We start from the raw sequence: 17,874 nt of genomic DNA, 5'->3' as shown, positions 1-17,874 counted from the left end.
CTTATTCAAAGGACATGAGGTTGCTGACAATATCGACTCCTCCAGTGCGAGTAGTGGCATCCATCGCGACGAGCAACTCGACAAGTGATGCGGGGAGACCGGCAGCCGGCAGGCCCTCAGCGAGCTGTTCGTCGCTCACCGAGATGACCTGAATCGGAGAGTCAAAGACCTCATTCACAATGCCCGCGACCGCCGTCGCCGATAGTGCTTCTGGCCCCGTAACGTCAACGCGACAGCTGTGTATAGCATCGAATGAAAGAACAGCCGCGGCTGCGGCAGCCTCATCGCGAGTCACATATCCAGCACATCCCTCACCCGACGAAGTAAACCACTGCCCCGAGGATAGGGCCTGCGGCAACCAAGAGAAGATATTATCCGCGTAACAATTCACGCGCAGGACGGTGAACGGAACCCCACTCCTTTCGAGGGCCCGCTCGGTCTCATAATGATCCGGCGCAAAGGGCATAAGCGAACCTGGCTCGGGACTGGACATAGAGGTGTAGATAATATGTCCGACTCCGGCCTTAACAGCGGCATCCACTGCTGCCCTGTGCTGGCGCTGACGCTTGCCGGGCACTCCGAGCGCGTCCGTGCAGACGCTCTACGCCAGCGAATTCCAGATCAAGAGTAGCCGGATCATCGAAATCGGCTTTGCGTATCTCGGCCCCACGCGAGGCAAGGTCTGAAAGCATCTCCGGATAACGGCTGGCGGCGATGAGGTTTTCAGCTCCCGCCTCCAGCAACAATTCCACGGTACGTCGACCGATATAGCCACTGGCACGAGTGACGAGTAGGCGCGATGGAAGGGGTGCTGACATGCGAATTACCTCACAAATTCACAAGCGGAAACCATCTGATAGAGAACCCGATGGAAAACGCCAAAAGCATGCCGTTTTCCATCGTCTATAACGGGGAAATCATGCCGAAGTAGATGAGCGGAGCCGCCATGCTGTCCAACCAACAACAGCCGACAACGCCAGCACGACTACAGGAGGAATCGCATGGGCGTACTCACCGTGAACAATGACGGTGGCTGCTGCCGCAAACATGGCGACGCAGCCAAGCGCTGCCCCCCAAAGACGCGTAGCCGCAACAGCCAGCAGAACAGCCGTGGTGAGTTCCAGTGCTCCAGTCACAAAGTGGAACCAGTCCGGGTACCCCCAACGCAGATAGTCTTCAGCGATCGATTCCGAAACAAAGATGTTACCTATGGCTCCGACGAGGAAAAAAGCGGCGAGCGTCCAGGCCAGAATCGGCCTCCAAGAGAATTTACGCATTGATACCACCTTTCTGAATGAGGGCGCCGCTCAGGAACAGCGCGACCGCCCGCTCAACGATTTGAGCGTTCTCTGTTGATCGACATGGGCCAGGAATGAAACCGACGAGAACGCGCAGTTGCGGCTCAGTGACCACTAGGCTCACAAATTGCCCAGCAAGGTCTTTAGCCGGCAGATCGGCCCGCAGCTGCTTATTGGATTGCTTATGCTCGATCCAGGGGATAAGGATCCGCGCGGCATTGTCATGCCCAGCCTGCCAGATCGCTTGAGCCAGCTCGGGAAACCGCTGACCTTCAGCAATCATCAGACGATGCAGAGCTAGGGTGCGCGACTGCAAGACGATCTCAAGGAGGCGGCTCCCGAAGATGGTGAGGGTATCTTTCACGCCTTCGCTAGTGATCTCCAGCCCTTCAAGCGGGAGGGCGAGATCAGCACATAACCGGGTAACGACCTCTATAAACAGGCCTTCCTTGCCGCCGAAGTGGCTGTAGATGTTACGCCGTGAGCCTCCAACCCGAGCAATGAGAGCGTCCAGTGACACAGCCTCATAGCCCTGATCCAGGAACATATCGGCCGCCGCGTCGGTCAGCGAGCGTACTCTCGCAGCCCCGTGTTTGGTGCGATGTGCGTCCATAGTCATTGCACCAACCGTAATTTAGTTCGGGCAACTTTGAGCGCCTCGGCCCACCAGACTAGATTGTCAAAGAGATCGGTACGGCTTTGAATAAGATAGTCATAGTCGTTCAGTGTCTTGCTTTGCGTCAAAACACCCATGAACGGCTCACGGGCAATATTTACCTCGTGTTTGAGTGGCGCCATCTGCATTTCGACGGCGATACCGCGAAGCTGCTCGATGGCGCGCGCGCCCCCGACTCCACCATAGCCGACAAAGCCAATAGGCTTGCGATTCCATTCAAGGAAGGCGCTGTCAAGCGCGTTCTTCAGGACTCCGGTCGGGCCGTGGTTGTACTCAGCAACAGTGGCGATATAGCCATCATATTCACCAATACGACGCCGCCAGGCCTCAGCCTTAGGATGGGAATAGACTCCCCCAAGCATCGACGGAGGAATGGACTCCTCGAAAAAGGGTAAATCCGCCTCTCGCAGATCGAGTACATCGAGTTGGACGTCAGTGCGCGCTTTCGCGCCTTCGACAAGCCATTCCACCGGTTTATCGGCAAAGCGGTTGGGACGAGTCGATCCAACGATCAAGGCAATTCTGAGCATGAGGTTCTGATCCTCCCGGTCAAAGTTTTTTGATGGAGATCCGGCGCTTCGAATACGATTCCCAGGATCACACAATGTACGGTATCGTACCGTACCATACCTATCAAGACAAAAAATCTGGACAACGTTAAGGATTGCACTGCACTGCAAATCTACTAATCGTTTGCGCACAAACCTGGCTCAAATGGACAATAAACAGCCAAACTATCGCAATACAGAAGAGCTCGTAGAGTCTTACGCCCCCCTTTTAGCCATCAAGGGGGGGGCTAGTGCACACCTGATGCGAAACCAGCCGTATCGACTACACGAGCTTTATCCGTATTCTCGCACCATGCTCACGCTTTTCCCCTTCAACTGTTGCCCCGTTCACTTAATATGGAAGACCTGAAATTCAGGTTTCTCATATCCCACACCTACTGTTTCCAACAACGCTGCTTTGGACCCAATCCGGAGCAGTTTTATGCGCCTATTCCTCTGCGAGAAACCCTCTCAAGGTCGAGACATTGCCAAAGTACTCGGAACCACCCGGCGCGGTGATGGTTGCCTGATCGGCACCGACTCAACCGTCACCTGGTGTATCGGCCATCTGCTGGAGACGGCCCCACCTGAAGCCTATGGCATTCAGTACAAGAATTGGTCGTTGGATCAGCTACCGATCATTCCCGAGCAGTGGAAGGTCGAGGTCAAACCCAAAACTGCGGCACAGTTCAAAGTCATCAAACGCCTACTCAGTGAAGCCGCCACCGTCGTCATCGCGACCGACGCCGACCGCGAAGGTGAAATGATTGCCCGCGAGTTACTGGAGCTCTGCAAGTATCGAGGCCCCGTTCAGCGCCTCTGGTTGTCCGCACTCAACGAGACGTCGATTCGCAAAGCACTGTCCTCACTGAAGTCCGGTCAGGTGACCTTCCCGCTCTATCACTCAGCCCTCGCCCGCAGCCGCGCCGACTGGCTGATCGGCATGAACCTGAGTCGTTTGTTTACCCTCCTCGGTCGACGGGCGGGCTACGACGGTGTGCTGTCAGTGGGACGCGTCCAGACACCCACTTTACGTCTGGTGGTCGATCGGGATCGTGCGATTGCCAGCTTCGTCTCGGTGCCCTACTGGGAAGTGGAGGTGCACCTGTCCTCAATGGGGCAACAATTCATCGCATCGTGGTTACCACCCAGCTCAGGGCGAGATGAGTCCGGTCGTTGCCTACAACAGGCGCTTGCCCGTCAGGCGGTCCAAACGCTCACTGACGGTAAGACCGCCACAGTACTCTCGCTGCAGACTGAGCATTCCCGCGAACCGCCGCCCCTGCCCTTCGACCTGAGCACACTGCAAGAAGTCTGCTCGCGCAAGCTGAGGCTCGGTGTTCAGGAAACCCTAAACATCGCCCAAGCCCTGTATGAAACCCACAAAGCTACTACCTACCCGCGCAGCGATTGCCGCTATTTGCCAGCGAGTATGTTCGATGAGGTACCCGCGGTACTCGATGCCCTGCTCAAAACGGATCCCGCGCTACAGCCCGCATTTGAAAAACTCGATCGGTCATTACGTTCCCGCGCTTGGAACGATGCCAAGGTCACCGCGCACCACGGCATCATCCCCACCACCGAGCCGGCGAACCTTGTGCGAATGTCTAAGCAAGAGCGCAATGTCTATGAACTGATCCGTAGCCACTACCTTGTGCAATTTCTTCCGCATCATGAGTTTGATCGAACTCAGGTTGAACTGGAGTGCGGAGTAGAGCGATTGACCGCTGTTGGCAAACGGATCCTGGTCCAAGGTTGGAAAGGCTTGCTCTACGAAAACACCGAGGACGATGAGCCCAGTCAAAAATCCCAAGTATTACCCGTCTTACAACAGGGCACGCGGTGCGTAGTGGACGACGTCGAACTCAAGTCCATGCGCACCACCGCTCCCAAACCGCTGACCGAGGGCGATCTGATCAAGGCGATGAAAAACGTGGCCAAACTGGTCAACGACCCCCGCCTGAAACAGAAACTTCGGGACACCACCGGTATCGGTACCGAAGCCACGCGAGCCGGCATCATCAAGGGATTGATTGATCGCGGTTATTTGCTAAAGAAAAAACGCGCCTTGATGGCCTCCGCGGCGGCCCATACCCTGATCGAGGCGGTACCCGCTGCAATCGCAGATCCGGGTATGACCGCGATCTGGGAGCAGGCCCTGGACGAAATCGAAGCAGGACGTCTGACTCTGGATGAATTCGTCGCCAAGCAGGCGAGTTGGATTGCGCAATTGGTCGAACACTGCGGAGCGCTCACCTTGGCGTTACCGGTAGAAACCGGTCCGGCCTGCCCCATTTGCAACGCCTCTATGCTCAGACGTAAGGGAAAATCAGGGCCGTTCTGGTCGTGCTCCCACTACCCGGACTGCAAGGGCACTGTGCCGATCAGCAAAGATGTGCGTCGCCCATGACTCACCATTGAAGATCAACTTGAATATTGGGGCGACCTTTAAGGCAACGCACTCTGCCTTGACGTCATCCCACCCTCTCTGCTGTAGTGCCTCAGGATCATCGCCAACGGCGACCCAAGACCGATTCGCTCCGGGTAGCTCGGTCGGACTCCTAGAGTTCGGGGCCTTTTCTTCTGGGGGATTTCGTTCCCGTTTTGTGCTCGACCTGATCGCGGTGGCGGATGACCACTGTTGCCTCTGCCTGGCAATAGCGGTCATCCGCTTCGGCGATCGTATTCAGTCCCGGAGCCCGCCGGGGAAACACTGGGCACCCTTTGTGCGCGGATGCGTGCCAGCAGGTTCCGACCCAGGCCACGACAAGGGTCGGTTGGCGAATCATAATGCAGTTAAAACCAATCTTTGCGAGGCGCTTGTCGACTGCGCTAGACCGTCAAAGGTGGCTTTTCTCTTCCTCGCCTGGCACCCAGCCAGGCCCACTCTTCATGTTCTTCATTCCAGAGTTTTCCACTGAATTCCGGCCGTAAAAAACTGGGTTGCAGCGTCTTGACGCGCCCCTGTGGCAGGCTTATACAAAAGGCGTGGTTCGCTGTCGTTGACAGCCCAGCCCAGGTAGCCAGAACCTTCAAGGCTACGCCACATTCGTGGTGGTTTACCCAAGTGCGATCAGCGTTCGGAGGCTCGCACGGTTACCGCTTCAGCGGTGATGAATGCCCACTACCCCAAGGTTTGCGGACCACTACCGCAGACGTTCCTCTGCTACACCGCTATTCCTCCAGACGCAAAGTTCTGCTCGTCATCGGCTTGCCGGTGCCAAGTCGTTCAACGCTCGCCTTCACCTTACCCACCCTGACGGGGCTCACTTCCCTGTCAGGGGTTGTGCGTCGCCGTTTCCCCTTGAAGCAGGAGAACCACCATGGCCCACGCCAACCAACCCCAAGAAGCGACCACTTACTTCAACCTGCACACCGTCGGTATCGGTTACCTCAACCGTGTTCGTGAAGTCCAAGTCCGCCGCGGCCAGCCATTCATGGCCTGCGATATCGCCGCCCTGCACGGTGCCTCCGATGCGGTCGAGTACACCCGCTTCGACTGCAAAGTCGCGGGGGGTGAAGCTGAACGCTTGATTCGTCTCTATATGGACGCCGTCAAGGCCGAGAAAAAGGTCTTGCTGTCGTTCCGTATTGGCGACCTGTGGATCGATCCGTTTCTCTACGAGAAAGGCGATAAACAAGGTCAACCAGGCGCCAGTCTGAAAGGTCGTTTGCTGTTCATCGACTGGATCAAGGTCGACGGCACATTCGAGTACAAAGCGCCCGCCAGGCAGGAAGCAACAGCACCTGCTGAGCAAGCGCCCACCAGTGAGTCATCCCCATCATCGGCTGATGCCGAAGTTGAGGAGAGTGAAAACCCAATAGAAACTCGGGTCGAACCTGAATCTCCAGCTGCTCCCCGCACGGCCCGCCGTGATGCCACCCGTACCGTTCAGTCCGCCTGAATAGTCCACGATGTTCCACATCAAGGCGCTCCCTCGAGCGCCTTTTCTTCAATCCGCACAGGAGAATCCACATGGAATCCTTCTGGCTTTGCGACGACTGTTTGTTCGCTGCGGCTTACGAGGACTACAGCACGTTATCGCTCTACTACACGACGGATGAAATCGAGAAACGCATCGCCGGTATCCATCGTGGACTGGTTCGCTTAATGCCCATCAGTGCCGACTTCGATCCCGAAACCGGCCGGGGAACAAAAGCCTTTTCCCCATTGCCCTGCGACGGTTGTGGCTCACCCCTACACGGTCAACGTCACCGATTCACCCGGCTGTAAACAGCGCGTCATCGGCTAATGCCCGCGACTCTATTTCCACCTAGGGGACACCACTCCCCTCGGGCGTGTACCCCTGATTGTTCCCTTCGGAGGTACCACCATGAACACCCAATTCACACTAATTGAAACCTCGGATTTCGAGGCTGATCGAATCAGCCAAGAAAACCAGGTGATCGACGAGGCACTGCATATTCTAGATCGTCGGCTGTTCGCCCGCGGCCCTAACCTGACGTCACCTGGCGCCGTGGCCTCATACCTAAAACTGCACCTTGTGCAACAAGAGCATGAAGTCTTCGGTGTGATTTTTCTCGATGCCCAGCACCGCGTGCTGGCGTTCGAAGTCCTCTTTCACGGCAGCATTGATGGCGCCAGCGTTTACCCCCGTCAAGTCGTTAAGCGCTCCCTCGCGCATAACGCCGCAGCCGCCATTTTTGTGCACAACCACCCCTCCGGTTGCACCGAACCCAGCCAGGCCGATCGCCTCTTGACCGCACGACTGAAGGAGGCCTTGGCCTTGATCGAAGTGCGCGTACTGGATCATTTCATCGTGGGTGAAGGCCGCCCGCTCTCCCTTGCCGAATGCGGCTGGCTTTAACCCTCACAGGCGCCTTCGGGCGCCTTGTTCATTTTCATTCTGGAGAACCCTCATGAACCCCACACACCTAGCCCCAGCCCTGCTGGCGTGCTCAAACCCATTTGCTCGCGGCTACGACAATCTGCATATCGAACGGCTGCTACTGATCACCTACGAAGACGACTGCCCTCCCTGCTTTCGCCCCGTGCACGACTCACAGGCCCATCTGCCCGACCATGAGCTGCAACTGTTCCCCTGCCTGTTCAATGACGATTTCGCCTTGATCAGCGAAGGCCAATCCATTCCGGAGGGGTTGGATGAACGCTGCCAGTCCACCGGGCTGGTGCGCCAAGTGATATACGCCGTGATTGGCGAAGTGCTCAACCAGCAGCATCACGTCGGCGATCTGTACTCCCTTGAAGAAGCCCAAGCCATGGTCCATCGCTTGAGCTTCGAAACGGGACACTACAGTCGAGCCTGGGAAATCAGCACCGCACACCTCACTGAAGAAGCATTGCGCTACTTGGAAAGTCGGGCTGGCAATTTCGACTCCAGACCAACCGGTCTGCTGTTCGACCCTTTTGCCCTGACAGACTGCAATGGCGTCGGATGTAAGCTGATCGGCACGCCCTGGACCGACGATAACCTGGTGAAGATCGAGGGCCGTCCTTACTCATCGCTGAGGCAAGAGCAACTCGATGCCCGTACGCCAGTAGCGTTGATTAAGGTGCTGTACCTCGCGGCATTGGCGGATGTGCGATTGTTGATCTTCGACCCCGACGCTGCCGTCTTGGATGGGCTCGTCATTTTTGATGAATAGCAACGCGCTCGGCTTTAACACGACCCGTCTTGAATCAACTTTCTCGCTGAATCGCTCCTTCACCTTATGTCAGGTTCTGCACTGAATCTGACATGAGGTTTTTTCCATGGAGCGTTTATTCACGCCTGTCTGCCTGCTGGGTTTATTGAGCGCCTGCACCACGCAAATCCCCAACCCATTGCCGGCCCATCCAGAGATCGACAGTGGCTCCAATCGAGCCCAGCTTTCGAGGGGTACAGCCGAAGGAAGCCATCCGGCAGAACTCCGCTATGGCCGCTATACGCTGGTCAGCACCGAGCCCACCACAGAACAACGCGATCTTCTGGCGCAAATCATTGAAGTGAGCATCCCGTCCAGCCTGAGCCCTTCGGTGCAGGAGGCGTTGCAGCACGTCTTGCGGCGCTCGGGCTATTCGCTCTGTCCAGTTTCCACTTCGGTGAAGGTGCTGTTTACCCGGCCTCTACCCGCAGCCCATTACCGGCTCGGCCCGATCTCTTTGCGCAGCGCGCTGCAAGTGCTGGCTGGCCCCGCCTGGCAACTCACAACCGATGAAGTCAGCCGTTCGGTCTGCTTCGAACGGCAGAAAGCTGATGTCGGCATCGTGCGGGTCACACCAGGCTCGTCGCATCAGTTGGAGGTGCGTCCATGAAAGCCTCAACGTTTCAAACTCTCATTGTCGGCTTACTTTGCCTAGCGATTGCCGGGCTGAGCGGTAGTTTGTATAACCAGTATCAGCGCGTGGCCGAACTGCAGAACATGAACACGCAATACCGACAAACCCTGGACACCCTGCAACTTGATTCAAACGCGCTCAAGGATGCACAGGAAAAACTGCAGTACACGCTGAAAGACCTTAAGCAGATGGTCGATTCCGGTGAGCAACAGGCCAATACCCTCGATCCGATGCTGGACCAGTGGGCGCAAGAAATACAGGAACTGCGCGACGGTCTGGCAGCCCGCGCCACAGCAACGGACGTGACAGCGCTACGTGCACGCCTTGAGCATGTCGAGCAACAGCTCGTGGACCTCAAGACCCAGCCCTCAACTCCATCATCGACGTCTTCCGAAGCCAAGCCGAAACAGGCCGCTCGCCCTAAGCCTGCCCCACTCTCGCCACCGTTCTCGGTGTTGGGTGTCGAGTCTCGCGGGGGTGAGCGTTTTCTGGCGGTCGCTCCTCCTGACAGTCGCTCGCTCACGGATGTCCGGCTGCTGCACAGCGGCGAGCAGCTCGGAGCCTGGCACCTGAAAGTACTGGAGCCGAACTCCGCCATCTTCGCGGTGGCCGCTCAGCCAGACCAGACCGTGCAACTCCCTTGAGAAGCGATCATGAACCGAGCGCTAGTGCCCACCGTCGTCTGTCTCGTTTCGCTCCTAACCGCGGGCGCTGCGATGGGCAACCCCGTCGCGACACAATCACGGATCCAGGACACGCAGTCCGCTCCCCTGGAGCGCGCTCACGCTGAACAGGCGGCAAGCTGGGGGTTGACCGAGCAGGAGTGGACGCGTTTCGAACAGATCCAAGCCGGCCCACGCGGTTTCTGGAGCCCGAACCTCGATCCGTTGACCGCACTTGGGGTCGAGGCCCAGACCGATCAAGAGCGCCAGCGCTATGCCGAATTACAAGTAGCGCTGGAAGCCAAACGCGCCGAGCGCGAGTTGGCCTATCAAAACGCTTACACCGCGGCCTGGGCCAAGCTGTTTCCCGGACTGCTGCCGATCCAGGGCATGGCATCCCCAGCCCCTGCCAACTCGGCGGTCGCGCTGCGCCAAGCTCTGTTTGTGGAGGACCATTGCCCAGCGTGCACCGCCGAAGCGCAGCGTCTGCAAAGCAGTGACACGGCATTCGATATCTACCTGGTGGGCAGCCAAGGCGAGGATGAACGCGTCCGTCGCTGGGCTCGGCAAGCGGACATCGATCCGGTCATGGTTCAACGCCGGAAGATCACACTGAACCATGACCGTGGCCGCTGGTTCAGTCTGGGGGCCCCGGCACCATTGCCCGCCACGTTCCAGCAGGTGAATGGACAATGGCAGCGCCTCGATTGAGCGGTATTGCGCTCCTGCTGACGGTGCTCGCCGTCCAGGCTGACGAACTTCCGCCTCCGGCCTACCAACTGGCGGCGCATGACGCCGACATCCCTTCTACGGTGCTGTTCGCGATTGCCCTGCAGGAGAGTGGTATCCGCGTCCGTGGTCGACTGCTGCCCTGGCCGTGGACCCTGAACATCGCCGGAACATCCTACCGCTTCGCCACTCGCCAGGCCGCCTGTCACGCCTTGCTTCAGGCACTCGCCCGACATGACGCCAAGCGGGTCGATGCTGGACTCGGCCAAACCAACCTGGGTTATCACGGACAACGTTTTTCCAGCCCCTGCGAAGCCCTCGACCCCTACCGAAACCTCGCCGTGACCGCCACGCTGTTGCAGGAGCATCACGCCGCCACCGGTGATTGGGTGTCAGCGGCCGGACGCTATCACCGCCCGGCAGGAGGCGCGCCGGCCGCACGCTACCGCGCCGGCTTTTCCTGGCAACTCGCACGGCTGCTGACTTCCGTCGAACAAGGCACACCACCATGAAACGAATACCCCTTACCTGTTATTGCATCCTGCTCGTGGCACCGTTCGCCCAGCCGCAATTGACCGTAGCCGGGGGTCAGCCTAGCGACTTCACCCGCCCCCACTTTCAGGTTTCCAGGCCGCCCATAAACAACAAGACCCTGCCTGATCGGGCCATGCATGCGGACCTGTCCACGTTTGCCGATGAAGCCTGGATACTGCCCGTCCGCAGTTCTCGGCTGAGCCCCGGCCAGATCACGTCTCGCGCCCTGAACATGCCGGGTTTGCGGCCATTCTTCCTGGTCGGTGAGGATCCCCAATCACTGGTTTGGTTGCGTCAACGCGCGGCTGAACTGGAGGAAATGGGTGCGGCCGGCCTCGCCGTCGAAGTGGCCGATGCTGAAACCCTGGCCCGGATTCGAGCAGCCGCTCCGGGCATCACCATTCTGCCGGTCAACGGCAACGACATCGCCACCCGCCTGCAGATTGAGCACTACCCCGTCTTGATCACCGCCACCTCACTGGAACAGTGAGTCCAGACCATGGCCGAGCATGCAATGGAGTCCAAGCTCCGGCCAGCGGTGGAGCTGTATACCGTAGCGATCTGCATCGCCGCTACAGTGCTGTGCGTGTACTCGCCCTGGGCCGTGGCCCTGTCACCCGAGATCGGTCTGGTTGCGGCGTTGGCCTATACCCTGTTCGGTCTGATCCGACTGCGCCAAGCCTGGGAAGTGCTGCGTTATCGGCGCAATATCCGCCGGCTGCCCCGCTACGAGCTGACCAGTCGGCAGATTCCGGTCAGCCGCAAACGTCTGTTCATGGGCCGCGGTTTTCGCTGGACCCGCCTGCACACCCAGCGCTTGGTCGAGGCTCAGGATCCGGCGGTCGCTCATTATGTCGACCAACCGACCCGTTACCGCCTGGCCCGAGCACTCGAACGGCGCCTGGAACATGCTCCGTTTCCGTTCTCGACACTGGCCCGTGTCACCGCCTGGGACAGCGCCTTCAATCCGCTGCGCCCTTTGCCCCCGGTAGGCGGCTCACCATTGCTGCATGGGGTCGAGCCCGACGAAACGGAAGTCAGTCTGCCGCTGGGCGAACGGGTCGGACACACCCTGGTGTTGGGCACGACCCGTGTCGGCAAGACGCGACTCGCCGAGGTGTACATCACCCAGGACATTCATCGCATCGAACATGAGGTGGTCATCGTCTTCGATCCGAAGGGCGATGCCGACTTGCTCAAACGGATGTACGTTGAAGCCAAGCGCGCTGGTCGGGATAAGGAGTTCTATGTTTTCCATCTGGGCTGGCCGGAGATCTCCGCTCGTTACAACGCCGTGGGACGCTTCGGGCGTATCTCGGAAGTGGCGTCACGCATCGCCGGGCAGCTCAGCGGCGAAGGTAACTCCGCGGCCTTTCGTGAGTTTGCCTGGCGTTTCGTCAACATCATCGCCCGTGCCCTGATCGAGTTAGGCCGGCGTCCGGACTACCTGCAGATCCAACGGCATGTGGTCAACATCGACGCACTGTTCATCGAGTACGCCCAGCAGTTTTTCGCCAAGACCGACCCGAAGGCGTGGGAGGTGATCGTTCAGCTTGAAGGCAAGCTCACCGAGAAGAACATCCCCCGGCATATGATCGGGCGCGAAAAGCGTGTGGTGGCCATCGAGCAGTACCTAGCGGTGAAGCGGGTATTTGATCCGGTAATGGACGGACTGCGTTCGGCGGTACGATATGACCGTACTTACTTCGACAAAATCGTGGCCTCGCTACTGCCGCTGCTGGAGAAACTCACCACCGGCAAGACCGCCCAACTGCTGGCCCCCAACTACACCGACCTGAATGACCCGCGGCCGATCTTCGACTGGATGCAGATCATCCGAAAACGCGGCATCGTCTACATCGGCCTGGATGCACTGACCGATGCCGAGGTCGCCGCTGCCGTGGGCAACTCCATGTTCGCCGATCTGGTCTCGGTCGCCGGACACATCTACAAGCATGGCATCGACCATGGCTTGCCTATCGCAGGCAGCAGCCCCGACAAGCTACCGATCAACCTGCACGCCGATGAGTTCAACGAGTTGATGGGCGATGAATTCATTCCGCTGATCAACAAGGGCGGCGGTGCCGGTATCCAAGTCACCGCCTACACCCAAACCCTCAGCGATATCGAAGCGCGTATCGGCAACCGAGCCAAAGCCGGCCAGGTCATCGGCAACTTCAACACCCTGCAGATGCTCCGGGTGCGCGAAACCGCCACCGCTGAGCTGCTCACCCAACAGTTGCCCAAGATCAACGTGCTGACCAAAACCCTGGTCTCGGGGGCCACCGACACCTCCGATCCGGAGGCCAACACGGACTTCACCTCGTCCTCGCAGGACCGGGTCAGTAGCACCAGCGTGCCGTTGATCGAGCCCGCGCATATCGTCAGTTTGCCCAAGGGGCAAATGTTCTCCTTCCAGGCCGGTGGCCAACTCTGGAAAGTCCGTATGCCACTGCCCAGACCCTCTCCCGACGATGCGATGCCCAAGGATCTGCAGGAGCTCACCCAGCAGATGCGCGCCAGCTACAACGAACAGGCGGGTCACTGGTGGAGTGCAAGTGGCGGCGGCCCGACGCTCGACTTCGATCCAGATCGGGTTACGCCTCCACGCACTTCTTCAGCGGTGGATGCAAGTGTTCCTGCTCAGGAGGCCCCATGACGCCGTCGGCCCTGCAGTGCATCTCGCGGAGTCAAGAAGGATGACTTCAGCTCAGAACCCTCCACCGCAACCCATCCAGCGCCCAGGGCTAATCGTCTCGGCGATTAACCTGGTCCTGCACGTCATCGGTTTGCTGATCGCCTCGTTGCTGTTCTCGATTCTGATCGAGTGGGCCGGTCTGCTGCTGTTCTGGGGTGATCAAGGCTGGCGACACAGTCAGGCGATGCTGAGCAGCGAACTGGGCTGGCTCAGTGAGCACTTCACATCCTCACTGATTATCCAACAGCCTGGACAGACGATTGTCCAGTGGCTGGATTTCCTCCAGCAGTGGTTACTGGTCAAGACCGGTTTTACGGATTTCGCCCAGCACGCGCGGGCGTCGAGCCAGGACAAAGGTATCTGGAGCGGGCTCAATCAGCTGTATGTGAGCATCGAGGATTTTGTACTGGCGGCGGTGTATGTCACTTTCACTTTCGTGGTGCGTCTGACCATTCTGGTCTTGGCGACCCCCCTGCTTCTGCTGGCCATGTTCACCGGCTTCATCGATGGTTTGATGCGCCGCGACCTGCGTAAATTCGGCGCTGGGCGCGAAAGCAGCTTTGTCTATCATCGGGCCAAGCGAGCGGTCATCCCACTGCTGATCGTGCCCTGGATCCTTTACCTGTCCCTACCCTTTTCGCTCAACCCAATGGCGGTACTTCTGCCTTGCGCCGTGATGCTCGGGGTCGCCATGGCCATCACGACGGCGACATTCAAAAAATATCTCTGAGTGCGACACGAATGCTTATCTGCGGAAGTGTTCAGGAGGCCAGCTCATGAGAGGCCCAAGTTCCCGGTCGTAAGGAGCCGCCAGTCCCGCGTTAGTGGACAAGCCTCACAGGTGTTTGGCTTCGAGAGGAGTTTGATCATGGCATTGGTTGGTAGACGAGATGGGCGCAATTTTGGCTATGGTCGACAACTGAGTTATGCCGGACCGCAAGCCTTGCGCGATCTTTTTGGCGGCGGGCATTACGCCACGGTCAAGGCGCACAGTGATCGCTGGCAGGCGTTTGTCCGCTGGTGTCGTTCGGAGGATGGGCCGGGGCTTAACGATGCGCGGCAGGTAGATCGGCAGACCTTGCTGGACTACGCAGGGCATCTGCGCCAACAAGTTGAACAAGGCGCTATCGGCATCGCCACCGCGCAAAACCGGTTGTCCAGCGTGAACCGGACTATGGCGGCGCTTCGCGGCGATCAGTCTGTGGCGGTGCCGAGCCCGAGTAAGGCCTTGGGAATGCGGCGTACCAGTGTTCGTCGCTCGACGCCGCAAGGCCAAGACCATGAGCAGGTGAAGCGGATCGTCGACGTGCTCTGCGAACACCAAATGCCGCGCGCGGCGGCCATCGTTCAGTTGGCGCGAGCCACCGGCATGCGCTTGCGCGAGGCCATTTTGGCCGACCTACCGCGCCTAAAACATGAGACCGAACACTACGGCAAAATCAACATCCGAGATGGCATCCAAGGTGGCCGCTCACGTGCGTCGGCGCTTCGTTGGATTACGGTAAATGATCCTATTCGTGACGCGCTGAAATTTGCCGAACAGGTTTCACCCAACGGTAGCCGCAATCTGCTTGCACCGAACGAAAGCTATGTCGATTTACAACGGCAAATCGTCCGCCCCGCACGAGAGATCCTCCATTCGCACAACCTCAAAGGCTTCCACGAGCTTCGGGCCGCCTATGCGTGCGAACGCTATGAGCAGAGCACTCATCATCTTGCGCCCATCAATGGTGGCCGTTGCTACCAACTCGACCGACGCCTAGATCAGGATGCCCGAGTGCAAATCAGCTACGAGTTGGGACTCGGCCGTATCGACCTGTTATCGACTTACATTGGTGGTCGAACATGAGTAAGCCATTCGATATGAAGCCGTTGCTACTGCTCGCGAACGTAGTCCGACATGATCGGATCGGCCGTGACGTGTGAATTGTGCTGGTGGATCTTTGGGAATGACATGGTCGTTTCCTATGCGGATGGCTTCGGGACGCGAGACATCAGCAACCCGCACACTTCGCATAAATAGCTGCCATCTGGCCCGTTTCTGAGGCCCTTGATCAAAATACTCTCCCAGCACTTCGAATATGGCTGATCGTTCTCGGTGGTTTTCTCTTCGCCCTGGTGGCCGTTGGGGCAAGCAAAGTATTCATACGTGCGCATGGTCATAGCCGTGGTTTCCTCTAGCTGGTGATCAGCCTGCGAACCTTTCCCATTTTTTGATCGCTGCGCTGGTTTTATCCACGTCTATACCACTGACGAGTGAATCGGCAAATGCAAGGTGAGCCTCCATGTAACTGTCAAAGTCCTTCACCTGGACACCATTCGAAAGAGCGCGACTCCACCAAGAAAATGCGACTACCAGCTTACCGAGTTCAGGGTCATGCTGATCTTTCATTCGCTCAAGACCGCCATCGTTATGAGCTACCGCCCAGCCAAAGGCTTTGGAAAAGTCCCGAACCTTCTGCGGCTGTGAACCGCTTGCTAGCTTTTTATGAATAGCAGCGTGAGTTTTTTGATCCTCTACCAAAGATGACACATAAAGAAGCCCGCAGATGCGGCAGGTAGCAGTGCTCATAATGCTGATCCTCTTGTAAACGTGGACGCGAAAGTAGTCCTCTCCTACGGGCTTAGCCCGCGCATTGGCGGGCTGGCGGTGGAGCGGCTTTTCCCTTAACTCGTTAGCGTCTTAATGGTCGCCGGATCGCCAGTTCTTAACTGTGCGAGCATCTGGCACAATCTTAAAGGACTGAAATGCCAGCCTGGCCTTAAAAACAACGGCGTTGGGAAAATGCGATTTAACCTTCTGCCTGACCGATTCGACAGGCTCCTCGCATAATGGTCCAAGGATTACCTCCGCCAGTTGAACATCGCCGCTGATTGGCCAGAAATGACGCGCCCCATCAGTTGATGCATCATTCAAATTTACGAATCGACGGTATTCCTCCTCATACCGCCATCCTCCGGATTTGGTGCATAGCAACTGTTGTTGCAGTTCCTCGCTCAGTTCATCTGGAGTTTGCGTTTTGCCTAATGCGGCGAGGATTCGATCGTCCTTGTAGCTGACCTGCTGAACCGTGCTGCGGCTGACATCGAACCCCAAACAAACTCCTGTGTGCTTCTCGCCGTAGTGGCTCCACATCACTGGCTCTGACCAGTCTCCGGCGAAGCACAGTAAGCCCATAAGAGAATGGCTTTTATCCTTCCAGTTTCTTATGACCTTACGCGTCTTATGTTCTTTGAAGTTCGCGGCAAGAAGCTCAAAGGGATCATTCAGGTCAGCAAAACGAGACACCTTGACACGGCGATTTTCTATGTTGCTGACAGCGTGCTCAAACTTGGTGAGGTAGTACAGGCGAATCATCGAGTGATCGTCTGGTGGACGGCAGGCTATCGCGCTCCCCATATCTGATTTGTAGCCTGCGGCGATCCATTCGCCTCTGAGCAATTCGTGGGTAGGCATGTTCTTTCCCTTTTCCTTTCACTCAATCGTCAGTAGCCGGGGTCAGTATTCTTCCCAAGGGTAGTCATCCCCTTTGGCGTCTAGCAGCAGATCACGTACTTGATCAAAAGTAGCGGACTCGTCTGCACCAATCGAAAAATTACCTTCATCGCATCTGACCCAGGTGTCGCCAACTACCCATAGAATAAATAGAGGAAACGCTCCCACCATCTGCATGACAGGTGCCAGTAACAATGGATGTTCATCCAAAATCGATGGGCTCATGCGATTTTTCCTTGATCAGCACTCTACAAGTCGCGTGTAAGCGAGTACCGGCTCGCCTGATTCAGAATCGGTTCCTTCAATTGGAGTTTCCGAGATTATCTTTGAAGCAACTCGCAGGGAGGCGAAGTTGTCTTTGCCAACAACGGCCTCGACATAGAAGGACTTTGCTCCGTGACGACCAAGGCCATGGCGCAACTCCTGAATACCCTGCTCGACGATCTCACACGCCCAACCACGGTTGCGGTAGGCTTCTGGTACGGCATAACCCAAGTTGAAACACGGCACGCCACCAATGGGCTCATGTAGGACGAAAATCGCTATCGCCTTTACGCGCCCGTGCTCGACCCGCGCATAGGTGTAACGTATTACTCCATTGGGCTGATCGAGGACGACCTTAATCCAATGATTTAGGTCGCCGGATTGTGTTGGCATACCCCGGCGCACTTCTCGTTGAAGGCTGACCAAAGCGTCCATTGGGTCCGCAATTCTCATTTCACTTTTCCTAACCGGTTACTTATTTGACCCAGCTTGTGCCATGTACCCCTGCTTCCCAGAAACCTAGGCGGCCGCCGATTTCGGGAAGCGGCGACAAGTAAACACGTCCGCAGTATGTGCACCGCTTAGCTCCACCGTGCCCAGTGATTCGTGCACGTACCTCCTCTGGAAACTGAATCAACAATCGGTCATTAACGATCATTTGGCGGTCT

Annotated in this window: 22 protein-coding genes; 13 read left to right on the top strand and 9 right to left on the bottom strand. The window is 57.6% G+C overall.

The genetic code is table 11. From position 1 onward, the window contains the following. Nucleotide 1: 1 nt before the first annotated feature. From PMI36_RS30105 to PMI36_RS04180, 5 genes are all read right to left on the bottom strand, one after another. A complete protein-coding gene (locus tag PMI36_RS30105; RefSeq protein WP_008075314.1) occupies nt 2-466 on the bottom strand; it encodes a hypothetical protein in 465 nt (154 codons plus the stop codon). A gap of 58 nt (nt 467-524) precedes the next feature. Next, nucleotides 525-818 (bottom strand): SDR family oxidoreductase, encoded by a 294-nt coding sequence (locus PMI36_RS31570; protein WP_157214979.1) that lies wholly within the window; start codon nt 816-818, stop codon nt 525-527. 99 nt (nt 819-917) lie between these two features. Further along, nucleotides 918-1,277: a DoxX family protein gene (locus PMI36_RS0129890; RefSeq protein WP_032830654.1), complete on the bottom strand. Its 360-nt coding sequence runs from the start codon at nt 1,275-1,277 to the stop codon at nt 918-920. Next, nucleotides 1,270-1,917 (bottom strand): TetR/AcrR family transcriptional regulator, encoded by a 648-nt coding sequence (locus tag PMI36_RS04175; protein WP_008075311.1) that lies wholly within the window; start codon nt 1,915-1,917, stop codon nt 1,270-1,272. Before PMI36_RS04175 ends, PMI36_RS0129890 begins: the two co-directional genes overlap by 8 nt. Then, on the bottom strand, nt 1,914-2,504 hold the full coding sequence (locus PMI36_RS04180; RefSeq protein ID WP_008075310.1) for an NADPH-dependent FMN reductase: 591 nt from the start codon (nt 2,502-2,504) through the stop codon (nt 1,914-1,916). The genes PMI36_RS04175 and PMI36_RS04180 overlap by 4 nt, the downstream gene beginning before the upstream one ends. A 460-nt stretch (nt 2,505-2,964) precedes the next feature. Between PMI36_RS04180 and PMI36_RS04185 the strand changes: the two genes are divergently transcribed. The 13 genes from PMI36_RS04185 to PMI36_RS04245 all read left to right on the top strand — a co-directional run bounded on the left by PMI36_RS04185 (nt 2,965) and on the right by PMI36_RS04245 (nt 15,295). After that, nucleotides 2,965-4,932, top strand: a complete 1,968-nt coding sequence (locus PMI36_RS04185; RefSeq protein WP_008075309.1) for a DNA topoisomerase III — start codon at nt 2,965-2,967, stop codon at nt 4,930-4,932. Between the two features lie 913 nt (nt 4,933-5,845). Beyond that, nucleotides 5,846-6,427, top strand: a complete 582-nt coding sequence (locus PMI36_RS04190) for an STY4534 family ICE replication protein (protein ID WP_008075307.1) — start codon at nt 5,846-5,848, stop codon at nt 6,425-6,427. A gap of 71 nt (nt 6,428-6,498) precedes the next feature. Next, nucleotides 6,499-6,756, top strand: coding sequence for a hypothetical protein (locus tag PMI36_RS04195; protein ID WP_008075306.1), 258 nt, complete (start codon nt 6,499-6,501; stop codon nt 6,754-6,756). 100 nt (nt 6,757-6,856) lie between these two features. Next, on the top strand, nt 6,857-7,351 hold the full coding sequence (radC, locus tag PMI36_RS04200; RefSeq protein ID WP_008075305.1) for a RadC family protein: 495 nt from the start codon (nt 6,857-6,859) through the stop codon (nt 7,349-7,351). Between the two features lie 52 nt (nt 7,352-7,403). Then, nucleotides 7,404-8,150, top strand: a complete 747-nt coding sequence (locus PMI36_RS04205) for a DUF5983 family protein (RefSeq protein WP_008075304.1) — start codon at nt 7,404-7,406, stop codon at nt 8,148-8,150. A gap of 106 nt (nt 8,151-8,256) precedes the next feature. Continuing rightward, a complete protein-coding gene (gene pilL2, locus PMI36_RS04210; protein ID WP_008075302.1) occupies nt 8,257-8,799 on the top strand; it encodes a PFGI-1 class ICE element type IV pilus protein PilL2 in 543 nt (180 codons plus the stop codon). Beyond that, nucleotides 8,796-9,467, top strand: a complete 672-nt coding sequence (locus PMI36_RS04215) for a hypothetical protein (protein WP_008075301.1) — start codon at nt 8,796-8,798, stop codon at nt 9,465-9,467. Before pilL2 ends, PMI36_RS04215 begins: the two co-directional genes overlap by 4 nt. Nucleotides 9,468-9,476: 9 nt before the next feature. After that, a complete protein-coding gene (locus PMI36_RS04220; RefSeq protein ID WP_008075299.1) occupies nt 9,477-10,196 on the top strand; it encodes a TIGR03759 family integrating conjugative element protein in 720 nt (239 codons plus the stop codon). Beyond that, entirely contained in the window at nt 10,178-10,726 is a 549-nt protein-coding gene (locus tag PMI36_RS04225; protein ID WP_008075297.1) for a hypothetical protein, read from the top strand. The genes PMI36_RS04220 and PMI36_RS04225 overlap by 19 nt, the downstream gene beginning before the upstream one ends. Continuing rightward, nucleotides 10,723-11,238: an integrating conjugative element protein gene (locus PMI36_RS04230; protein ID WP_008075296.1), complete on the top strand. Its 516-nt coding sequence runs from the start codon at nt 10,723-10,725 to the stop codon at nt 11,236-11,238. The genes PMI36_RS04225 and PMI36_RS04230 overlap by 4 nt, the downstream gene beginning before the upstream one ends. A 9-nt stretch (nt 11,239-11,247) precedes the next feature. Beyond that, nucleotides 11,248-13,407, top strand: a complete 2,160-nt coding sequence (gene traD / locus PMI36_RS04235) for a type IV conjugative transfer system coupling protein TraD (RefSeq protein WP_008075295.1) — start codon at nt 11,248-11,250, stop codon at nt 13,405-13,407. Between the two features lie 40 nt (nt 13,408-13,447). After that, entirely contained in the window at nt 13,448-14,176 is a 729-nt protein-coding gene (locus tag PMI36_RS04240) for a TIGR03747 family integrating conjugative element membrane protein (protein ID WP_008075294.1), read from the top strand. Nucleotides 14,177-14,314: 138 nt separating this feature from the next. Next, a complete protein-coding gene (locus tag PMI36_RS04245; protein WP_008075293.1) occupies nt 14,315-15,295 on the top strand; it encodes an integrase domain-containing protein in 981 nt (326 codons plus the stop codon). Between the two features lie 339 nt (nt 15,296-15,634). On the opposite strand, the gene PMI36_RS04255 is transcribed toward PMI36_RS04245, so the two are convergent. The 4 genes from PMI36_RS04255 to PMI36_RS04270 form a co-directional block, all read right to left on the bottom strand. Then, complete coding sequence (locus PMI36_RS04255; protein ID WP_008075291.1) at nt 15,635-16,018, bottom strand: hypothetical protein; 384 nt, start codon at nt 16,016-16,018, stop codon at nt 15,635-15,637. Between the two features lie 111 nt (nt 16,019-16,129). Beyond that, nucleotides 16,130-16,903 carry a DUF2971 domain-containing protein gene (locus PMI36_RS04260; RefSeq protein WP_008075290.1) on the bottom strand — a complete coding sequence of 258 codons (774 nt, stop codon included), beginning with the start codon at nt 16,901-16,903 and terminating at the stop codon, nt 16,130-16,132. 42 nt (nt 16,904-16,945) lie between these two features. Then, nucleotides 16,946-17,167, bottom strand: coding sequence for a hypothetical protein (locus tag PMI36_RS04265; protein WP_008075288.1), 222 nt, complete (start codon nt 17,165-17,167; stop codon nt 16,946-16,948). Nucleotides 17,168-17,182: 15 nt separating this feature from the next. Then, the gene (locus PMI36_RS04270) at nt 17,183-17,659 is read right to left on the bottom strand and encodes a GNAT family N-acetyltransferase (protein WP_008075287.1); all 477 of its coding nucleotides are present in this window, start codon (nt 17,657-17,659) and stop codon (nt 17,183-17,185) included. Nucleotides 17,660-17,874 lie beyond the last annotated feature (215 nt).

This window comes from Pseudomonas sp. GM79 (genome assembly GCF_000282495.1).
Lineage (GTDB): Bacteria > Pseudomonadota > Gammaproteobacteria > Pseudomonadales > Pseudomonadaceae > Aquipseudomonas.
The sequence above is the reverse complement of the archived record's forward strand: the minus strand, read 5'-3'. Positions and strand labels throughout refer to the sequence as shown.

Excerpts from the sequence above, each read along its gene's own strand:
- PMI36_RS04180 (WP_008075310.1), bottom strand. The coding sequence starts at position 2,504 with ATGCTCAGAATTGCCTTGATCGTTGGATCGACTCGTCCCAACCGCTTT.
- pilL2 (WP_008075302.1), top strand. The coding sequence starts at position 8,257 with ATGGAGCGTTTATTCACGCCTGTCTGCCTGCTGGGTTTATTGAGCGCC.
- PMI36_RS04185 (WP_008075309.1), top strand. The coding sequence starts at position 2,965 with ATGCGCCTATTCCTCTGCGAGAAACCCTCTCAAGGTCGAGACATTGCC.
- PMI36_RS04260 (WP_008075290.1), bottom strand. The coding sequence starts at position 16,903 with ATGCCTACCCACGAATTGCTCAGAGGCGAATGGATCGCCGCAGGCTAC.
- PMI36_RS04245 (WP_008075293.1), top strand. The coding sequence starts at position 14,315 with ATGGCATTGGTTGGTAGACGAGATGGGCGCAATTTTGGCTATGGTCGA.
- PMI36_RS04175 (WP_008075311.1), bottom strand. The coding sequence starts at position 1,917 with ATGACTATGGACGCACATCGCACCAAACACGGGGCTGCGAGAGTACGC.
- PMI36_RS0129890 (WP_032830654.1), bottom strand. The coding sequence starts at position 1,277 with ATGCGTAAATTCTCTTGGAGGCCGATTCTGGCCTGGACGCTCGCCGCT.
- PMI36_RS30105 (WP_008075314.1), bottom strand. The coding sequence starts at position 466 with ATGCCCTTTGCGCCGGATCATTATGAGACCGAGCGGGCCCTCGAAAGG.
- PMI36_RS04220 (WP_008075299.1), top strand. The coding sequence starts at position 9,477 with ATGAACCGAGCGCTAGTGCCCACCGTCGTCTGTCTCGTTTCGCTCCTA.
- PMI36_RS04230 (WP_008075296.1), top strand. The coding sequence starts at position 10,723 with ATGAAACGAATACCCCTTACCTGTTATTGCATCCTGCTCGTGGCACCG.
- PMI36_RS04215 (WP_008075301.1), top strand. The coding sequence starts at position 8,796 with ATGAAAGCCTCAACGTTTCAAACTCTCATTGTCGGCTTACTTTGCCTA.
- PMI36_RS04195 (WP_008075306.1), top strand. The coding sequence starts at position 6,499 with ATGGAATCCTTCTGGCTTTGCGACGACTGTTTGTTCGCTGCGGCTTAC.
- traD (WP_008075295.1), top strand. The coding sequence starts at position 11,248 with ATGGCCGAGCATGCAATGGAGTCCAAGCTCCGGCCAGCGGTGGAGCTG.
- PMI36_RS04255 (WP_008075291.1), bottom strand. The coding sequence starts at position 16,018 with ATGAGCACTGCTACCTGCCGCATCTGCGGGCTTCTTTATGTGTCATCT.
- radC (WP_008075305.1), top strand. The coding sequence starts at position 6,857 with ATGAACACCCAATTCACACTAATTGAAACCTCGGATTTCGAGGCTGAT.
- PMI36_RS04205 (WP_008075304.1), top strand. The coding sequence starts at position 7,404 with ATGAACCCCACACACCTAGCCCCAGCCCTGCTGGCGTGCTCAAACCCA.
- PMI36_RS04190 (WP_008075307.1), top strand. The coding sequence starts at position 5,846 with ATGGCCCACGCCAACCAACCCCAAGAAGCGACCACTTACTTCAACCTG.
- PMI36_RS04265 (WP_008075288.1), bottom strand. The coding sequence starts at position 17,167 with ATGAGCCCATCGATTTTGGATGAACATCCATTGTTACTGGCACCTGTC.
- PMI36_RS04270 (WP_008075287.1), bottom strand. The coding sequence starts at position 17,659 with ATGAGAATTGCGGACCCAATGGACGCTTTGGTCAGCCTTCAACGAGAA.
- PMI36_RS04225 (WP_008075297.1), top strand. The coding sequence starts at position 10,178 with ATGGCAGCGCCTCGATTGAGCGGTATTGCGCTCCTGCTGACGGTGCTC.
- PMI36_RS31570 (WP_157214979.1), bottom strand. The coding sequence starts at position 818 with ATGTCAGCACCCCTTCCATCGCGCCTACTCGTCACTCGTGCCAGTGGC.
- PMI36_RS04240 (WP_008075294.1), top strand. The coding sequence starts at position 13,448 with ATGACTTCAGCTCAGAACCCTCCACCGCAACCCATCCAGCGCCCAGGG.